19 protein-coding genes are annotated in these 16,931 nt (G+C 69.9%); 5 read left to right on the top strand and 14 right to left on the bottom strand.

Annotated features, from left to right (window positions below):
• Positions 1–84 precede the first annotated feature (84 nt).
• From AB0I77_RS12985 to AB0I77_RS12955, 7 genes are all read right to left on the bottom strand, one after another.
• Positions 85–891: a protein kinase gene (locus tag AB0I77_RS12985; RefSeq protein ID WP_363282546.1), complete on the bottom strand. Its 807-nt coding sequence runs from the start codon at positions 889–891 to the stop codon at positions 85–87.
• 7 nt (positions 892–898) lie between these two features.
• Positions 899–1,738, bottom strand: coding sequence for a radical SAM/SPASM domain-containing protein (locus AB0I77_RS12980; protein ID WP_363282545.1), 840 nt, complete (start codon positions 1,736–1,738; stop codon positions 899–901).
• A gap of 267 nt (positions 1,739–2,005) precedes the next feature.
• The gene (locus AB0I77_RS12975; protein ID WP_363282544.1) at positions 2,006–2,194 is read right to left on the bottom strand and encodes a hypothetical protein; all 189 of its coding nucleotides are present in this window, start codon (positions 2,192–2,194) and stop codon (positions 2,006–2,008) included.
• The gene (locus AB0I77_RS12970) at positions 2,191–2,613 is read right to left on the bottom strand and encodes a hypothetical protein (protein WP_363282543.1); all 423 of its coding nucleotides are present in this window, start codon (positions 2,611–2,613) and stop codon (positions 2,191–2,193) included. Before AB0I77_RS12970 ends, AB0I77_RS12975 begins: the two co-directional genes overlap by 4 nt.
• Before the next feature lie 480 nt (positions 2,614–3,093).
• Complete coding sequence (locus AB0I77_RS12965; protein WP_363282542.1) at positions 3,094–4,281, bottom strand: helix-turn-helix transcriptional regulator; 1,188 nt, start codon at positions 4,279–4,281, stop codon at positions 3,094–3,096.
• Between the two features lie 106 nt (positions 4,282–4,387).
• On the bottom strand, positions 4,388–5,029 hold the full coding sequence (locus tag AB0I77_RS12960; RefSeq protein WP_363282541.1) for an HAD family hydrolase: 642 nt from the start codon (positions 5,027–5,029) through the stop codon (positions 4,388–4,390).
• Between the two features lie 169 nt (positions 5,030–5,198).
• Complete coding sequence (locus tag AB0I77_RS12955) at positions 5,199–5,423, bottom strand: DUF6243 family protein (RefSeq protein WP_363282540.1); 225 nt, start codon at positions 5,421–5,423, stop codon at positions 5,199–5,201.
• A gap of 121 nt (positions 5,424–5,544) precedes the next feature.
• Between AB0I77_RS12955 and AB0I77_RS12950 the strand changes: the two genes are divergently transcribed.
• The 4 genes from AB0I77_RS12950 (at position 5,545) to AB0I77_RS12935 (ending at position 8,979) form a co-directional block, all read left to right on the top strand.
• On the top strand, positions 5,545–6,162 hold the full coding sequence (locus AB0I77_RS12950; RefSeq protein WP_363282539.1) for a TetR/AcrR family transcriptional regulator: 618 nt from the start codon (positions 5,545–5,547) through the stop codon (positions 6,160–6,162).
• A 115-nt stretch (positions 6,163–6,277) separates the two neighbouring features.
• Complete coding sequence (locus AB0I77_RS12945; RefSeq protein ID WP_363282538.1) at positions 6,278–7,015, top strand: bifunctional DNA primase/polymerase; 738 nt, start codon at positions 6,278–6,280, stop codon at positions 7,013–7,015.
• 32 nt (positions 7,016–7,047) lie between these two features.
• The gene (locus AB0I77_RS12940; protein WP_363282536.1) at positions 7,048–7,701 is read left to right on the top strand and encodes a CatB-related O-acetyltransferase; all 654 of its coding nucleotides are present in this window, start codon (positions 7,048–7,050) and stop codon (positions 7,699–7,701) included.
• A gap of 102 nt (positions 7,702–7,803) precedes the next feature.
• The gene (locus tag AB0I77_RS12935) at positions 7,804–8,979 is read left to right on the top strand and encodes a macrolide family glycosyltransferase (RefSeq protein ID WP_363282728.1); all 1,176 of its coding nucleotides are present in this window, start codon (positions 7,804–7,806) and stop codon (positions 8,977–8,979) included.
• 25 nt (positions 8,980–9,004) lie between these two features.
• Here the strand turns inward: AB0I77_RS12935 and AB0I77_RS12930 are convergent, their stop codons facing one another.
• From AB0I77_RS12930 to AB0I77_RS12905, 6 genes are all read right to left on the bottom strand, one after another.
• Positions 9,005–10,006: a hypothetical protein gene (locus tag AB0I77_RS12930; protein ID WP_363282534.1), complete on the bottom strand. Its 1,002-nt coding sequence runs from the start codon at positions 10,004–10,006 to the stop codon at positions 9,005–9,007.
• Entirely contained in the window at positions 9,966–10,838 is an 873-nt protein-coding gene (efeU, locus tag AB0I77_RS12925; protein WP_363282533.1) for an iron uptake transporter permease EfeU, read from the bottom strand. Before efeU ends, AB0I77_RS12930 begins: the two co-directional genes overlap by 41 nt.
• A gap of 3 nt (positions 10,839–10,841) precedes the next feature.
• Entirely contained in the window at positions 10,842–12,173 is a 1,332-nt protein-coding gene (gene efeB / locus AB0I77_RS12920; protein WP_363282532.1) for an iron uptake transporter deferrochelatase/peroxidase subunit, read from the bottom strand.
• Positions 12,174–12,188: 15 nt separating this feature from the next.
• Positions 12,189–13,331 (bottom strand): iron uptake system protein EfeO, encoded by a 1,143-nt coding sequence (efeO, locus tag AB0I77_RS12915; RefSeq protein WP_363282531.1) that lies wholly within the window; start codon positions 13,329–13,331, stop codon positions 12,189–12,191.
• Between the two features lie 186 nt (positions 13,332–13,517).
• Positions 13,518–14,402 carry a heme ABC transporter ATP-binding protein gene (locus tag AB0I77_RS12910; RefSeq protein WP_363282726.1) on the bottom strand — a complete coding sequence of 295 codons (885 nt, stop codon included), beginning with the start codon at positions 14,400–14,402 and terminating at the stop codon, positions 13,518–13,520.
• A gap of 32 nt (positions 14,403–14,434) precedes the next feature.
• A complete protein-coding gene (locus AB0I77_RS12905) occupies positions 14,435–15,520 on the bottom strand; it encodes an iron ABC transporter permease (RefSeq protein WP_363282530.1) in 1,086 nt (361 codons plus the stop codon).
• An 88-nt stretch (positions 15,521–15,608) separates the two neighbouring features.
• Here AB0I77_RS12905 and AB0I77_RS12900 point away from each other — a divergent pair, with 88 nt between their 5' ends.
• Positions 15,609–16,253, top strand: a complete 645-nt coding sequence (locus AB0I77_RS12900) for a PhzF family phenazine biosynthesis protein (protein WP_363282529.1) — start codon at positions 15,609–15,611, stop codon at positions 16,251–16,253.
• A gap of 22 nt (positions 16,254–16,275) precedes the next feature.
• Here AB0I77_RS12900 and AB0I77_RS12895 read toward each other — a convergent pair whose 3' ends face one another.
• On the bottom strand, positions 16,276–16,923 hold the full coding sequence (locus AB0I77_RS12895) for a biliverdin-producing heme oxygenase (RefSeq protein WP_363282527.1): 648 nt from the start codon (positions 16,921–16,923) through the stop codon (positions 16,276–16,278).
• Between the last annotated feature and the right edge of the window lie 8 nt (positions 16,924–16,931).

The following is a 16,931-nucleotide window of genomic DNA, read 5'->3' as shown; positions in this document are numbered from 1 at the left end:
ATCTCGGCCCTCGTGGACTGAAACGGAAGGTCCCGCCGATCCGCCACGGGGGCAGCGGACGTGCGGGGCCGATCATGCAGGCCACTAACACGCCACTGTCACGCGCCGGTGATCTGCCCATGTCTGGGCCGCTGCCTCCATGGCTTTGAGCCATGGCGCATCGGGTTTCCGATCAGCGAACGCGCGATACATGCGGAGGGTGGCTGCGGCAAACGCGTCGACTGCCTCCGGGTCGGCCTTCGTCCACGCTGTGCAGTGCGATGCCCACGATTCGGCGTCCTCGATGCTGTGCCCGGCCGCGACGAGTTGCACGACGAGCAGGGCCGGATCGATGAACGCCGCCCCCCGAGTTGGCCAGGCCCAGTCGACGGCCCACACGCTCCATTCGCCGAAGATCAGGTTGCTCGGATTGATGTCCGTATGCAGCAGAGCGTTACCCCGGAACAGCTCGGCTTCCGTCTCGTCGAGGGCGAACCGGTCCCACCGGGTTTCCCGCCAGCCCTGCGCTACCTCGGGGAGACTAAGTCTCCCGATCCGGTCCACGAGTTCGACGATCCCGTGCAGATCCGGAGACCCCAGGCTGAAGTCTGACAAGCGCCCGTCGACTGCTTCGAAGCCCAACGCGATCCAGTGCTCGTCTTCGGCATACCACCGCAACGCAGGCGAGATCGGTTGCACGAACTGATTGATCAGCCTCTCCCGGATGAGCGAGTCGCGGCGCCCCCCGGGCCGATTGCGGACGGCCTTGACGAAGAACCCTCCCTTCCCGCTGTCGACCAGGGCCGTGAGATCCGAGCTGAACCCACGCTCGGTGGGCTGAAGGCTGATCAGCTCCCCCGTGTGCGGATAGATCAGTGCCTGAATCTCGGGTGCGGGAAGGGAGAGGCTCATACGTCCTTCAGTTCCTCGGGGTGCACTCACTGCCCGGAGTTCCCGGGGAGCATTCGTCGTCGGTGTCGGGCGTGCAGGCGTCGAAACCCTGGGGGGTGCGCCGGCTTCGGATGGATGCGTTGGTCTTGACCATGGCGGGGCTGTTGAGGATCGAGTACAGCGGGGCGTCCCTGACGTTACCGACGCTCAGCCATGCCGAGAAGACGCACGGGGAGACATCGCCCGTGGGGCTGATCGCCGCTCGGTCTGTGCCACACCGGCCGCACAGGCTGCCCATGTCCGGCGCCTGCCCCTGCCCTTGCCCGCCGCGCCCGAATGGCCGGACGTGATCCACGCGTACGCGGCTGACGCCCAGAGATTCGAGGTCCTGCCGTGCCTCGCCGACGCGCTGTGCCTCGCTGCCCGCAATGATCCCGACGCGCAGGGGGATGCCGCGCCGTACGGCTTCGGCGATGTTCGTCCGGGTCCGGCCATGACTGGGACGGCCCGTCACCGTGTTGTGCTCCGCGCTGCTGTCGGAGTAGTACGACGTAGCGAGGGTGAGCCCCTTCCGCTCGAACAACTGCCAGCATTCGGCCGATACATGGACGAGGTTGCTGTACACCTCGACGTTGAGGCCGTTGTTCAGGGCGTGGTCGACCAAGTCCGCGAAGTCAGGGTGCAGGGTCGGCTCGCCGCCGATGAACTGGATTTCGCGTACGCCGCATGCGGCGGCCTGGTCGAGAACGCTGAGCCAGTCCTCACGGATCATGCTGCCGTGTGTGCCGTCCGGGCCCGACTCGTTGTAGCAGTGGGTACAGGCAAGTTGGCACTTCCGGGTCAGGTCCAGCCACAGAAGCTCAGTCACGGTGCGTTCCGGTAATCCTTGGGCGATTGTCGTCACTGGTGCGCTCTCCTTCTTCCGGTTTCCTACGTGGTCTGCTGCCGTTCACCGACAGCGGGGCGAACTCCGACCCCCGCCCCGACCGCTCGACCTGTCCAGGGTTCGGGGGAGCCGGGGCGGGAGTCTGGAACCCGTCCCGCGGGAGGCTTGCGGTCCTTCGGCGGTACGGGCGCTTGGGGGTGCGACCCTGACCCTGCGGTCGCCATGGGGCCCCTCAACCGGGGCGGGCGGTCAGGCTCTGGGCCTGTTGTTGCTGTGGCAGGCGCAGCCACAGCGGCGCTGGAGCAGGATGCCGGAGGCGTGGGGGAGTGGGATGTCCTTCGTCTGGCGGCAGTCGCCGTGCAGATCCTTGTACTCGGGCCGCTGGGCGAGCGTGCATTCCGCCGATGAGGGTGGGGCCTCCGCCACGGGTGCGATCACGACTCGTCCTCGTCGGTCAGGACGTGGCCCATGAGCACGACCTGCAGTACGTCGGCGGCCTGGCACAGGGCGCCCGGCCGGGCCATCGGCACCGACCAGTACGAGGCCCGCGTGTACTCGTCCAGTTCGGTGCGGTCGGTGCGTGGAACGCCCAGGTAGGTGCCATCGCTCAGGCACTCTGTGTTCCGCGCCGTCCAGGCGGGGGCTGTGCCGGGTGGTACGAGGACGTAGTAGCGCCGGAATCCCGGGTCGTGGATGACCGGACCGCGCAGGTGCCGAGCGAGCCAAGGGCCCAAGGTGGACGATTCGTCGCTCTGAGCGGCGCTGTGCACGACGGGCTCGTGGATGCGGACTGTGTCGAAGGTCTTCCCCAGCGGGATGAGGGCGAGCTTCGCGGCGCTGCTCCACTCGTTCCGCACCGCACTGGGTGACGGGTGGGCGGAGGCCAACCACCCTTCGATCGGGCCGCCGGGCGACGGGCTGGGTGGGGATGTGGCGGGACCTGCGGGGACTGTAGCGTTTCTCATTGTCGACCTGCTCTCTCAGGTTGGCCGCGCCCCGGGGCCGTGTCCGCGGTCGCCGGGGTCTGCTGGTCTTTACGGAGCTCAAGCGACGGCTGCCCTACTGCGGCATCCGCACGTGACGATGAGCCAGACACGGGTGCTGCCGCGCAGCCTCACGTGCCCAGCCGCGCGTAGGGCCTTGCCGACGGCACCGCAGTCGAAGCAGGCCTCACCGTGCAGTCGAACGATGCTCATGCGCCCGTCAATGACTGTCGGTGCGAGCGGGAGTGCGTCGGGCATCCCTGGTTCCCATCTGCTGGTTCCTACGCGTGCGACAGATGGTGGGGGCAGGCAAGAGTCACAAGTACCCCGGCAAGGGGTAGTTGGGGATTTTGATCAGGTCGCAGCGCACCATTCGGCGAAGTTGGTGAGGGTCTCCGAGTCGGCGCGCTTCAGCCGACGGAGCGTGGCGGCATCCTCTCGTACCCACGGATGCTCGCGGGTGTGCTGCGGGGCGATCCTTCGGGCCACCTTCAGGGACTCGAAAGCGTCATCCGCGAGCCCGGACCACAGCTGGGCGCGGGCAAGTTCGATGTAGAAGCTGCTGCGCCGCTCCGCCGGGAGGTCCGTTGGCGGCTTCCACTCGCCAGCCACGTCGAGAGCACGACCGACGTGCTCGTCTCCGACACTGACGGCGACCGAAACCTCGTGGATGCGTACGGAGTCGGGGCCGAATGCGGTGCCGCAGTACACATCTTCCGGCACCCGGTCGGCGAGGGTGCGAGCCTCGTCCAGATGCAGAGCTGCTGCCGAAGCATTACGTGCCCGGCCGGCGACGACCGCGGCCCGCATGTGAAGTGCGCCCCGCGCTGCGATCAAGGGCACCGTGTCGGGAGCGGGTGCGGCATCCAGTGCCTGTTCCAGAGCGCGCAGCCCTGCGGCGTGAGCGCGCGCCGCGAAGAACGTCTCCGTCCGTACGTAGGCAACGGACGCCGACAGCAGCGGGTCGTGAGCCTCGGGGCTGACCCATCTCATGAGTTCGACCAGGCGCGCGGACAGGTCGCGGGCACCGAACTTGAAGGCAACGGCGTCCGCTGATCGGTATGCGCTGACGAGAAGCTGAGTCATCTCACGGCGCTCGGGAGTTGCTGCTTCGTGGTAGGCGCGCGCGAGCTCGGTGAGCAGGTCGGGGAGCTTGCGGACGATGCGCGTGTACTGGGCGGCGAGCCTCCAGGTGACGGCCTCGTCGACGGCTGCCCGGAGTTCGTTCAGGGGGCGGATCGGGCCGTCCTCCGGGATGTCGTAGGCGGCGATCGCGGCAGAGAGTGCGGGGAGGGCGTCGTGGACGCGGGTGTGGGCCGGCCCGCGGTCGGCCAGGAGACGGGTTGGGTCGACGCCGAGGGCTTCAGCGACGGCTTCGAGGGTGGCGTCAGTGACGCCACGCTCGCCGCGCTCGATCTTGCGAATGGTGCCGAGCGCGACGCAAGCTGCGTCGGCCAGCTGCTTCTGCGTCATCTTCGGACGGACGACGCTGCGGTAATAGGCGATCCGAGCGCCTACCCCGCCATGAGGAAGTGCGGGCATGCTGGCTCCAGTTCGGTGCGTCGACTCCGAACCGTACCCGCGCCAAGACGCAGCGTGTACATGAACGGCCCCACCAGCCAAAACTGATGGGGCCGTTTCGCCACGGTCAGTCCGCGATGAGTGTCGTGAGCTGTGTGAGGCTGTCGATCCGCCAGTCCGCCGCCGCCACGACCTCGGGGGCATCCGCCCACAAATGCCCCCAGGGGCCCCGCCGGATGTGAGCGGTACGCAGCCCGGCCGCCTTCGCCGGGAAGATGTCGTTGGCCGGGTGATCGCCGACGTACACCGTCGCGCTCGGCGCGGCCTGTGCCTCCTCCAGCACCCGCCGGAAGAACTCCGGCTGCGGCTTCGCCACCCCCCATTCCCCCGAGGTCACGATGAGATCCGCCGGGAGGTCGAGGTCGCGCAGCAGCTCAGCCGCGCGCGGTGTCTGATTACCGGCGATGATGACGCGCACACCGGCTTCCCGCAGCGAGGGCAGGGCCGGGCGCACGTCCTCGTACAGGTCGCTCTCATCGAGGTGCTCGCCGCGGCCGGCGGCGTCCCGTGCGTCGTACTCGGCGGCCACATCGATGCCTGGACGTGCGAGCCGGAGGGCTTCGGCGTTGTCATGCCCCTGGGCGACAACAGCGCCGACGAGTGCGGAGAGGGTGTGTCGGGGGACGTTCAACCAGTCGGCCCACGAAGCCCAGTAGCGATCGTCGCGGGTGATCGTCTCGCCGATGTCGAACACGATGGTCTCAATCACCCTGGGAGCCTACGAGCATGCGAAACGTCCGCGCCGCCCGAGGCGGGTAGGGGCGGCGGTGGCGAAGAAAACCCGCCCGACGACCCGCACCCGCCACCATCGAGACGCCCCGCCTATGTCGCAGCCACCCGCCTGGGGCGACGCCTGGCCGCCGGCGGGCCAGCCCTAGTCACGACGACTCGTCACTCGCACGCCCCTCCTCACTCGCACGCTCCTCCTTGCTCCCCTTACTCGTGCGTTCTTCCTGAAGCTTGCGCAGCAGCTCCTGCTTCTGGGCCTGGCGGTCGACTCCACCGCCGAACGGGCCGTCCTGGGCGCTGCCCCGCAGGGCCTTGCGGCCGAGGTTCCTCCGCGTGCCGCCGACGCCCAGCATGTTTTCCCCGCCTCGGGCCATGACAGCCTCCTCCTGATGTCCATTGATGCCCATCGAAGTGACGAGACGTATCGTCTCGCTCTTGCATGAGACTCACTGTCGAGCGAGACGCACCGTCTTGTCAACCTGTTAAATTCGACGCATGACCCTCCAGAAGTCCACCCCGGACACCACCCGCCGCAGCCAGAAGTCCCGCCGCGCGATCTACGACGCCGCCCTCGAACTCGTCGTCGAGCTCGGCTACCCCCGGACCACCATCGAGGGCATCGCGGCCCGCGCCGGCGTCGGCAAGCAGACGATCTACCGGTGGTGGTCGTCGAAGGCGGACGTCCTGCTGGAGGCGTATCTCGACCTCTTCGCACAGGCATCGCGGGAGGCGGGTGCGGAGCCGTACGTCATCCCGGACACCGGTGACCTCGCCGCCGACATCAAGGCCGTACTACGGGCCACCGTCGACCAGTTGAAGGACCCCCGGTACGCGGCGCCGTCACGGGCCCTGGCCGCCGAGGGGCTGCTCGACGAAGAACTCGGCCGCAGGTGCGCGGCCACGCTCATGGAACCGTCACTCCAGCTCTACGTCGACCGGCTGCGCGCCGCGCAGGAGGCCGGTGAGGTGCGCCCCGACATCGACCCGCGCATCGCCCTGGAGTTCTTCATCTCACCGCTGGCCCAGCGCTGGCTCCAGTACACGGGCCCGATCTCCTACGAGTACACCGACACCCTCGTCGACTACGCCCTCCACGGCATCGCGCCCCGCTGAGCGCCCCCCGCACCCCCGTCCCACCTGGCCCGCTTGCCGGCTCCGGCCCCCCGAAGCGCAGGATAGTGGGACCATAGGGCATGCTGTTCCGCACAACAGCGAGGCGAGGGGATAGATGAGCGCGGAGTTCGGCGATCGCACCGGCCGGCAGGGCAAACTCTCCCAGTGGCTGCGCGGACGCCGCCCCAAGGAGGCCGCCGGCGACGGCGGTCGTGAGGCCCTGCTGCTCGCCTCCGCCGAAGCCGGCCTGCCGCTGGCGCCGGCCGCCTACCCGGCCGCCGACTACCGCTGTTCCTGCGACCGCGTCGGCTGTCCCACTCCCGCCCGGCACCCGGTGTCGTTCGCCTGGCAGACCCAGTCGACCACCGACCGCGCCCAGATCGAGCGGTGGGCCCGGCACCAGCCGCAGGCCAACTTCATCACCGCGACCGGCATGGTGCACGACGTCCTGGACGTCCCCCTCGAAGCCGGCCGCCAGGCGCTGGAGCGGCTGCTCGCCTCCGGCATCGAGGTCGGCCCGGTCGCCGAGAGCGACGACGGCCGCCTGCTCTTCTTCACCCTCACCCGCGGCACCCCCGAGGAGGAGGACGAGTGGTGGCCGTGCGAGCTGGACTGCCATCCCGAGACGATGGACGAGCACCCGGGCCTGCGCTGGCACTGCCGCGGCTCCTACGTCCTCGTCCCGCCCGCCCGGCTCCCCGGTGACCAGAGTGTGCACTGGGTACGCGGCCCCGAGCACCCGCTGCCCGACCCGCTGACCCTCCTGGAAATCCTCACTGACGCCTGCGCCCGCCACGTCGGCGAGCACCCGGGACGCGACCACGTGAGCGCGGCCTGGCCCTCGCGCCGCTGACCTGGGCACATCCCATCAAGGAATCGCTCGCCATGCCGTTACCCGCAGACCCGACCGTGCTCCATCCGATGCCCGAGCAGCCCCGGGTGGTACTGCTCAGGCCGCTGGTGAAGTCCCCGCTGATAGAGGTGGGGGAGTACTCCTACTACGACGATCCGGACGACCCCACCGCGTTCGAGACGCGCAACGTGCTCTACCACTACGGGCCGGAGAAGCTCGTCATCGGCCGGTTCTGCGCACTGGGCACGGGAGTCCGGTTCATCATGAACGGCGCCAACCACCGCATGGACGGCCCCTCCACCTTCCCCTTCCCCACCATGGGCGGCTCCTGGGCCGACCACTTCGACCTGCTCACCGGTCTGCCGAACCGCGGGGACACCGTCGTCGGCCACGACGTCTGGTTCGGCCACGGCACGACCGTCATGCCCGGCGTCCGGATCGGACACGGCGCGATCATCGGCACCGGCGCCGTGGTCACCGCGGACGTGCCCGACTACGGCATCGTCGGCGGCAACCCGGCCCGGCTCATCCGCACCCGCTTCCGCGAACCGGACATCGCCCGGCTCCTCGCGGTGGCCTGGTGGGACTGGCCCGTGGGGCATATCACCGAGCACGTGCGCACGATCATGTCGGGCAGCATCGCGGACCTGGAGGCCGCCGCCCCGGACCTCCGCCGTAAGCCGTAAGCCGTAAGCGGCCAGCCGTAATCGAGATGCCCGGCCGCCGTTGGCCGCGCCCTGGTGCCGTAGACCTGAAACGAGTGTTCTCCCATTTCTCGCATGCCTGCCGTGTCCCGTCGCCGTGCCCATATCACGATGGTCGGCGTCCCCGCCGTCAGTCACGTCCTGCCCAGCATCGAGGTCATCCGCGAGCTGGTGGCCCGAGGTCACCGCGTGACCTACGCCAACGACCCGGCCAGGGCCGACCTGATCACGGCCGCCGGCGCCGAACTCGTCCCGTACACCACGGTGTTGCCGGTCTCCGACAACCACTGGCCCGAGGACCCCATCGCCGCGATGACCCTCTTCCTCGACGAGGCCGAACAGGTCCTCCCGCACCTGCGCGCCACCTACGACCAGGACCCCGCGGACCTCTACCTCTACGACATCGGCGCCTACGCCGGACGCGCCCTCGCCGAGGCCCAGGGCCGTCCGCTCATGCAGCTGTCCCCGACCTTCGTGGCCTGGGAGGGCTACGACCAGGACGTCGCCGCACACATCTGGCGACTGCCGGGCGCCGACGCCTACCGGGCGAGGTTCGCGCGGTGGCTCGCCGACTGCGGCGCGTCCACCACGGACATGGACGCCTTCTCCGGCCGCCCCGCGCACACTCTGGCCCTGATCCCGCGAGCGATGCAACCGCACGCGGACCAGGTCGACACCGACACCGTGACCTTCGTCGGCCGCTGTACCCGCCCGCGGGGAAGTGAGGACACCTGGACACGTCCCGCCGGCGCGGAGCACGTCCTGCTGATCTCCCTGGGCTCGGCGTACACCGACCAACCGGAGTTCTACCGTCAGTGTCTGGCGGCGTACGGCAACCTGCCCGGCTGGCACGTCGTCCTCCAGATCGGCAAGCGCACCGATCCGAAGGAACTCGGCGAGATCCCGCCCAACGTCGAAGTGCACTCCTGGGTACCGCAGTTGGCGATCCTGGACCAGGCCGACGCCTTCGTCACCCACGCGGGCATGGGCAGCAGTTGCGAAGGGCTGCTGGCCGGGGTCCCGATGATCGCGGTCCCGCAGGGCGCGGAACAGTTCCTCAACGCCGACCGGCTGGTGGAGCTGGGCGTGGCACGCCGTATCGACACCCCGGACGCCACCGCCGAGACCCTGCGCAGGGCCCTGACCGAACTCGTCGCCGACGCGGAGGTCGCCCGTCGCTCGGCCCGCCTGAGGGCCGACGCGCTGGCCGAGGGCGGTACCGCGCGGGCCGCCGACCTCATCGAGGACATGCTGGGCTGACCTCCGAAGCCCAGCCCGCGACTGCCTACTCGCCCTGCGCCGCCGTCAGTCCCTGGATCCGGCCCAGGACCGTCACCTGCTGGTCGGCCGAGCCCTTCGCCGGGTCCAGGGCCACCTCGTTGGAGACGAACTCCATGGTGAGCGACTGCTTGATCTCACCGGTCGTCAGGGCGAGGACGTCCTTGGTGGGGGTGGGGACCGAGGTGCTCGGGGCGGCCGTCTGCTTCTCGAAGTGGTGCGTGGTGAAGAACACCAGCGCCGCCCCGTCCGCAGTGCGCAGCGCGAGCGGCGCGTAGTCGCCGCTCGCCAGCGGCTCGTCGATGTACTGCGTGACGAGGCCGGGCCGCTCGGAGTCCTTCTGGCGCAGCGCACGCCAGTCGCTGGTGTGCGTACCGGGCGCGAAGGTGTCCCCGCCGCTCTTGAGGTACGTCGAATAGTCCTTGCTCAAGTCCTTGGGCGTGACGGCCAGTTGGGTCGAGTTCACCGGTACGGGCTCGGCCCAGCCGTCCGCGTCCTGCTTGAACTCCGGCACGTTGCCGGGAGCCACCAGCGTCAGATACGCCACTTCCCACGGCTCGTCCAGGCTGCCCCGGGTGAACACCAGCAGCCAGCGGGCGCTGCCGCCCTTGTTGCCGGCCGCGTCGGCGAGGAACCAGCGCGGCCAGCCCGCCTTCTTCGGAATCGTGTACTTCGCGTCCGACAGCTCCAGCGGGGTGTGCGCCGGATTGCCGTCCGGACTGTTCGCGGCGCCGGCCTTCAGCCGGGCCTTGTCGATGTCGGAGAGGGCGCCGGTGACATGGTCGGCGTCCAGCGAGCTGTCGTACGCCTTGTCGGCGGCGTTGTATGCGGTGGTGAACTGCTGGAGCGCCTTGGCGGCCTCCGCGCGGGTCGTCGCGGGGAGCACCTCCCGCTCTCCGTGCACCACCATGCAACCGCTCGCTGTCAACGACAAAGCGGTCAGTGAGGCCGCTATCAGTGCGCTCCGGTCAAGCCTGCGGAGCCTTCGAGGGCCGCGATCCCTGCTCATCAGGTTCCTTCACCTTCCCCTTCCCGGAGGCGAACCCTACCGGGGCGAGAAAGAGCGCGAGCGTCGGGATCAGGTACAGCAGCCACACCGTGACCTGGAGGACCGTCGGATCCGGCTGGAAGTTGAAGATGCCCTTCAGAAGGGTGCCGTACCAACTGTCCGGCGGGATGGTGTCGCTGATGTCGAAGGCCTTGTCGGTCAGGCCCGGAACCAGGTCGGCCTCCTGAAGGTCGTGCACGCCGTACGCCAGCACGCCCGCGGCCACGACGACCAGCATGCCGCCGGTCCAGGTGAAGAACTTGGCGAGGTTGATGCGCAGGGCGCCGCGGTAGAACAGCCAGCCCAGGAACACCGCCGTCAGGATGCCCAGGGCGACGCCGATCAGCGGGCGCGGGGTGCCGTCGCTCGCCGCGTGCACCGACGCCCATACGAACAGGGCGGTTTCCAGGCCTTCTCGGCCCACCGCGAGGAAGGCGGTGGCGACCAGGGCGCCCGTGCCCATCGCCAGGGCCGCGTCCAGCTTGCCGTGCAGCTCGGTCTTCAGGTGCCGGGCGGTGCGCCGCATCCAGAACACCATCCACGTCACCAGGCAGACCGCGACGATCGACAGCGAGCCGCCGAGCGCCTCCTGCGCCTCGAACGTCAGCTCCTGGGAGCCGAATTCGAGGGCGCTGCCGAAGCCGAGAGCGAGGGCGATGGCGACGCCGATGCCGATCCAGATGGGCCGCAGCGCGTCCCGGCGGTCCGTCTTGACCAGGTAGGCGATGAGGATGCAGACGACGAGACTGGCTTCCAGCCCTTCGCGCAGACCGATCAGGTAGTTGGAGAACACGGACTACGCCTCCTCGGAGGACTCGGAGGACTCGGAGGACTCGGAGGACTCGGACGACTTGGAGGACTTGGAGAACAGCGTGCTGCCCCACCAGTCGGCGGAGTCCTGGACGCCCGGCGGGACGGCGAACACCGCCGAACCCACGTGCTGGATGTACTCGTTGAGCGCGTCCGTGGCCAGGTTGCGCTGGACCTGGACGAAGCCCTTGCGGACGTCCCGCTGGTAGGCCAGGAAGAACAGGCCCGCGTCCAGGCGGCCGAGGCCGTCCGTGCCGTCGGTGAAGGAGTAGCCGCGGCGCAGGATCGTCGCCCCGTGGTTGGTGTCCGGGTGTGCGAGCCGGACGTGCGCGTCGGGCTTCATCGCCTGCAGGAACGGCTCGTCGCGCTCCCTGGCCTTGCCGACCGGGGCGCCCTCGCCCTTGTCGCGGCCGAAGATGTCCTCCTGCTCCTGGAGCGAGGTGCGGTCCCAGGTCTCGATGTGCATGCGGATGCGGCGGGCGACGAGGTAGGAGCCGCCCGCCATCCAGTCGGGACCGTCCTTCTCGTCGACCCACACGAACTTCTTCAGCCGGTCGCTCTCCGTGCCCGCGATGTTGCGGGTGCCGTCCTTGAAGCCCATCAGGTTGCGCGGGGTCTGCGCGTCCGGCGTGGTCGACGACGTCTTGCCGAAGCCGAGCTGCGACCAGCGGATGACGACCTTGCCGAAGCCGATCCGGGCCAGGTTGCGGATCGCGTGCACCGCGACCTGGGGGTCGTCCGCGCAGGCCTGGATGCACAGATCGCCGCCGCTGCGGTTCTTGTCGAGGTTGTCACCGGCGAACTTGGGCAGGTCGACCAGCGCTTCGGGACGCTCGCCCGCGAGATCGAACTTCCCGAACAGCGACGGCCCGAACCCGATCGTCAGCGTCAGCCGCGACGGCTTGAGGCCCAGCGCCTCGCCGGTGTCGTCCGGCGGCGCCTCGGCGAGCCCGCCGTAGGCGCCCTCGCCGACCGCGCGTCCGGCGGTCAACTTCCGTGCGGCTTCCGTCCAGTCCTTCAGCATCCGCACGAAGGCGGCACGGTCGTCGGTCGTCACGTCGAACGCGGCGAAGTGCAGCCGGTCCTGCACCGGGGTGGCGATGCCCGCCTGCTGGTCGCCGTGGAAGGCGACCGCGGCACCGGTCTCGGCGCCGGCCGGGGCGGCATCGTCACCGGTCCGGGTCATCGCCACCGTGCCGCCTGCCGCGACGGCACCGAGCGCCAGCCCGGCACCGCCCCAGCCGATCAGCGCGCGCCGGGAGGGCGTGGCGGCCTCGGCTTCCTCGGAGTTGTCCGTTTCCTTGGAGTTGTCCGTCATGACCGTGCTCCCGCTTCACTTCGCGACGACGGCGGCGGCGAGCTTGGACAGCGGCTCCGCGAGCGCGTTGACGCCGTCCGACAGCTGCTTCTGCTCGGCCTTGCTGACCTTGTCGTACGAGGTGAAGTCGTATGACGTCTTGTCCGCCCGGTACTTGTCCAGCAGCGTGTTCAGCGCGGCGAACTGCTTGTCCAGCTCGGTGACCAGCGCCGCGTCGTTCTCCTGCGCCACCGGCTTCAGCAGCTCGTACGACTTCTCGGCGCCCTCGACGTTGGCCTTGAAGTCCACGAGGTCGGTGTGCGAGTAACGCTCCTCCTCGCCGGTGACCTTGCCGGTGGCGACCTCGTCGAGGAGTTCCTTGGCGCCGTTGGCCATGGAGGTCGGGGTGATGTCGGCCTTGCCGACCCGCTTCTGCCAGTCCTTCAGGTCGGTGATCAGCAGGCCGGCGAGGGTCTTCTCCTCGGCGCCGATCTTCTTGTCCTGCCAGAGGGCCTTCTCCAGGCGGTGCCAGCCGGTGAACTTCTGGCCGTCCTCCAGGCCGTCCGCGCGGACGTCGACCTTCGGGTCGATGTCTCCGAAGGACTCCGCGACCGGCTCGGTGCGCTCCCAGCCGATGCGGGAGGGCGCGTAGGCCTTCTTGGCGGCCTCGATGTCGCCGTCCTCGACCGCCTTGGCGAAGGTCTCGGCGAGCGGCAACGTCTCGTCGGCCTGCGTCTGCACGTACGCGCGGTAGGCGGCGACGGCCTTGTCCAGGCGCGGGTCGCGCTTGGCGACCGTGCCGCCGGTGGCCTTGACGTCCTGGCGGATGCCGTCGCCCTTCATGCCGGGCTTGCAGGCGATCGTGTAGTCGCCGGCCTTCACCTCGGCGGTGACCTTCTGCTTGGTGCCGGGGCCTATGTTCTCGCGCTCGGTGACGATCCGGTCGTCCGGGAAGAGGATGTAGACCTCGGTGACCTTGGAGCCCTTGTTCTCGATGGCGAGCTCCACGTGCCCGGCCGGGAACTCCTTCTTGGACACCTCGCACTTGTCGTCCGTCGCCGTCACGTTGACGACGCCGTCGCCGCTTTCGGAGCTGCTTTTCTCGGTGCAGCCGGTGACGACGGCCAGCGCCGCCGCGGTGGCGGCAGCGGTGAGAACGGAGAGTCTGACGGCTCGCATGCGGGCTCCAGGGAATGGCCGAAAGTACGCGTGACGCACCTCACGTAAGGTGAGGCTCGCCTAATGTAGCTAAGGATTACCTGTGCGATAACCACGCATGCGGTGATTCAGCTCTCATGGACGCCGTATGAGCACGCCGCGGTCACGGTGGCCTAAAACGGACCCCATGGGAGAGTCAAGGGTCCGTCAAGCATCCCGGCGCGGCGTCACCAGAACCTCTCCGGTCCGTGGATGGGGAAGCACCTCGACGGGCTGGTCGTAGACCTCCGTCAGCAGCCGGTCGGAGAAGACCTCGGCCGGCGGGCCGTCGGCGACGACCCGGCCGGCGTGCAGGATCGCGACCCGGTGCGCGTAGGCCGCCGCGAGGCCGAGGTCGTGCAGGACGACGACCACCGCGTCCCCGGCCCGCGCCCGCTCCCGGCACACCCGCAGCACCAGTTCCTGGTGCTTGAGGTCGAGGGCCGCCGTCGGCTCGTCGAGCAGCAGCAGGGGGGCGCGCTGGGCGAGCACCCGGGCGAGCGCGACCCGGGCCCGCTCGCCGCCGCTGAGCGAGGAGAACGGCCGTAGGGCGAAGGCGGTCACCTCGGTCGCGGCCATCGCCTCGGCCACGGCCAGGTCGTGGTCCGTCGGGTCGTTGTCCGCCGGGTCGTCGTCCGTCGGGTCGTCGTCCGTCGGGCCGAGGGCGGCCCAGGGCGCCCGGCCCATCCGGACGACCTCCTCGACCGGGAAGGGGAAGGAGAGCGTGGCGGACTGGGGGAGGACCGCGCGGCGCAGGGCGAGTTCGGGCGCGGACCACTCGGTCGCCGGGCGGCCGTGGATGCGTACGACCCCGGCGGCGGGCGGCAGATCGGCGGCGAGGGCGCCGAGCAGGGTCGACTTGCCCGCCCCGTTGGGGCCGACGAGGGCGAGCACCTCGCCGGCGCGGACGGTCACGTCGACGCGGTGGAGCACCTCGCGGGTGCCCAGGCGCACACTCAGCGCCTCGGCGCGGGCGAGTACGTCACCGGGCCGCGCCGGAGGCGGCGGTGTCGGACGGTTGCGCAGGAACCTCATGTCCCGCAAGACCCTCATGTCCCGCAGGACCCTCATGTCCCGCAGGACCCTCATGCCCAACCCCCTTGCCTGCGCCGCGTCCTGCGCAGCAGCCAGAAGAAGAACGGACTGCCCAGCAGGGCGGTCAACACACCGAGCGGCAGTTCGGCGGGCGCGGCGATCGTGCGGGCCGCCAGATCCGCCGCGAGCAGCACCAGCGCGCCGAGCAGCGCGCTGCCCGGCACCAGGAACCGGTGCCCGGGGCCGGCCGCCATCCGCAGCAGGTGCGGTACGACCAGCCCGACGAAGCTGATGATCCCGGCGACGCTCACCGCGGCCGCCGTCAGCAGCGCGATGACGAGGACCAGCAGGATCCGCAGCCGCTCCACGTCCACGCCCAGATGCCTCGCCGGCCGTTCACCGAGCGCCAGCAGGTCGAGGCGGCGGCTGTACAGCGGCGCGACGAGCAGCCCGACCGCCGCGCACGGCAGCACCGCGAGCACCTTCGGCCAGGTCGCCTGGGCGAGCGAACCGAGCTGCCAGAAGGTGATCTGCTGGACGGCGGCGGTGTCCGCGAAGAACAGGAACAGCCCGATCACCGCGCCCGCGAAGGCGTTCACCGCGATGCCGGTGAGGATCAGCGTCACCACTTCCGTACGGCCGCCGTCGCGCGACATCGCGTACACCAGGAAGACGGTGGCGAGCCCGGCCCCGAAGGCGAAGACCGAAACCGTCCACGTGCCGAGGAAGTCGACGCCGAACGCGATCGCGGCGACCGCGCCGACCGCCGCGCCCGAGGAGACGCCGATGACGCCCGGCTCGGCCAGCGGATTGCCGAACACCCCCTGCATCAGCGCCCCCGCGCAGCCCAGCGAGGCGCCGATGAGCAGCGCGAGCACGATCCGCGGGAAGCGGACGTTCCACAGCACCGACTCGGCGACCCGGTCCAACTCCCCGCCCCCGAGCCCGACTCTGTGCCGCACGGAGGCGAGCACGTCCGCGACCGGCACCGGATAGGCGCCGATCCCGGCCGCGACCGGCACGAGCACGAGCAGCGCGACGACGAGCCCGACGGTCAGCAGCCAGGGGGCGGAACGCCGTCTGTGGGGCGGGACTTCGGCCGCGGTCCTCGCTGCGGCCTTCTCCAGTACGGTCATTGCGCCTCCCCCTCGATACCACCCTGGCTTAGGTTAGCCTTACCAATCCGCGAGGACCTCGCCGCCCGTGTGATGCTTGAATGCCCGCGTGACTGACTACGACGTACTCCGCGTCTTCTGCGGAGGCAACGGCGGATACGGCAACGAGCTCGGCGTCGTCCGTGAGGGCTCCGTGCTGCCCGACCCGGACGAACGGCAGGCGTTCGCCGCGAAACTCGGTTTCAGCGAGACCGTGTTCGTGGACGACCCCGAGCGCGGCGTCATCGACATCTACACGCCGACCCTGCGCCTGCCCTTCGCCGGCCACCCCTGCGTCGGCACGGCCTGGCTGCTCGACGTGCCCGAACTGATCATCCCCGCCGGGGTGGTGGGCACCCGCCTGGACGGCGAGTTCAGCTGGATCGAGGCGCGAGCGGAATGGGTCCCGCCGCGCACGCTGCGCCGGTACGCCACGGCCGCCGAGGTCGACGATCTGGCCGTCCCGCCGCCGGGGGAGTGGATCTACGCCTGGGCCTGGGAGGACGAGGCCGCGGGCCGCGTGCGTGCCCGCGCCTTCCCCGGGCGCGACGACGGCATCGAGGAGGACGAGGCGACGGGCGCGGCGGCACTGCTGCTCACCCACCAACTGGGCCGCGCCCTCAACATCACACAGGGCGCGGGCTCCCAGATCCTCACGGCTCCCCAGCCGGGGGACTGGGTGGAGGTCGGCGGCCGGGTGTTTCTCGAACGGTGAGAACGGTGAGGCGAGGAGGCGCTCACGCCGGCACGGAGAACTCCTCGCCCAGGGCGTGCAGGATCTCGATGTTCGAGGCGAACGCCCGCTTGCACTCCGCCACCATCCGCTGCTTCTCCAGGTCGTCCGCCCGGATCTCGTCCAGCAGCGACCGGTAAACCCGCTTGAACGCGGCCGGGTTGGAGATCTCCTCGAACACGTAGAACCGGACCCCGTCGCCCTTCTTGGCGAAGCCCCACGTCTTCTCGGCGGTGTCCCGGAGGACCTGGCCGCCGGAGAGGTCGCCGAGGTAGCGGGTGTAGTGGTGGGCGACGTAACCGGCCGGCCAGGTCCGCGCGCACTCCTCGATCCGCGCCGTGTACGCCCGGGTGGCGGGCAGTGCGGCGGCGCCCGCGCGCCAGTCCGAGCCGCGCAGATGCGCCAGGTCCCGCTCCAGCGAGGCGCCGCGGAACAGCTCCGGCCGGATGAAGGGGCCGGCCACCGGGTCCGACGCCAGCCGCTCGGCACCGGCCTCCAGTGCCTCGTACACGAACCACAGCTGCTCGGTGTAGCGCGCGTACGCGTCGACGCCGAGCCTGCCGCCGAGCATGTCGCTCATGAACGTCGAGGAGTTCGCCTCCACGTGCTGCTCGTGAGAGGCGGTACGGATCAGTGCCGAGAAGGAGTCCATGAGCCCAG

It is taken from the genome of Streptomyces sp. NPDC050619 (assembly GCF_040654815.1).
Lineage (GTDB): Bacteria > Actinomycetota > Actinomycetes > Streptomycetales > Streptomycetaceae > Streptomyces.
This window is presented reverse-complemented; position numbering and strand designations above follow the sequence as displayed.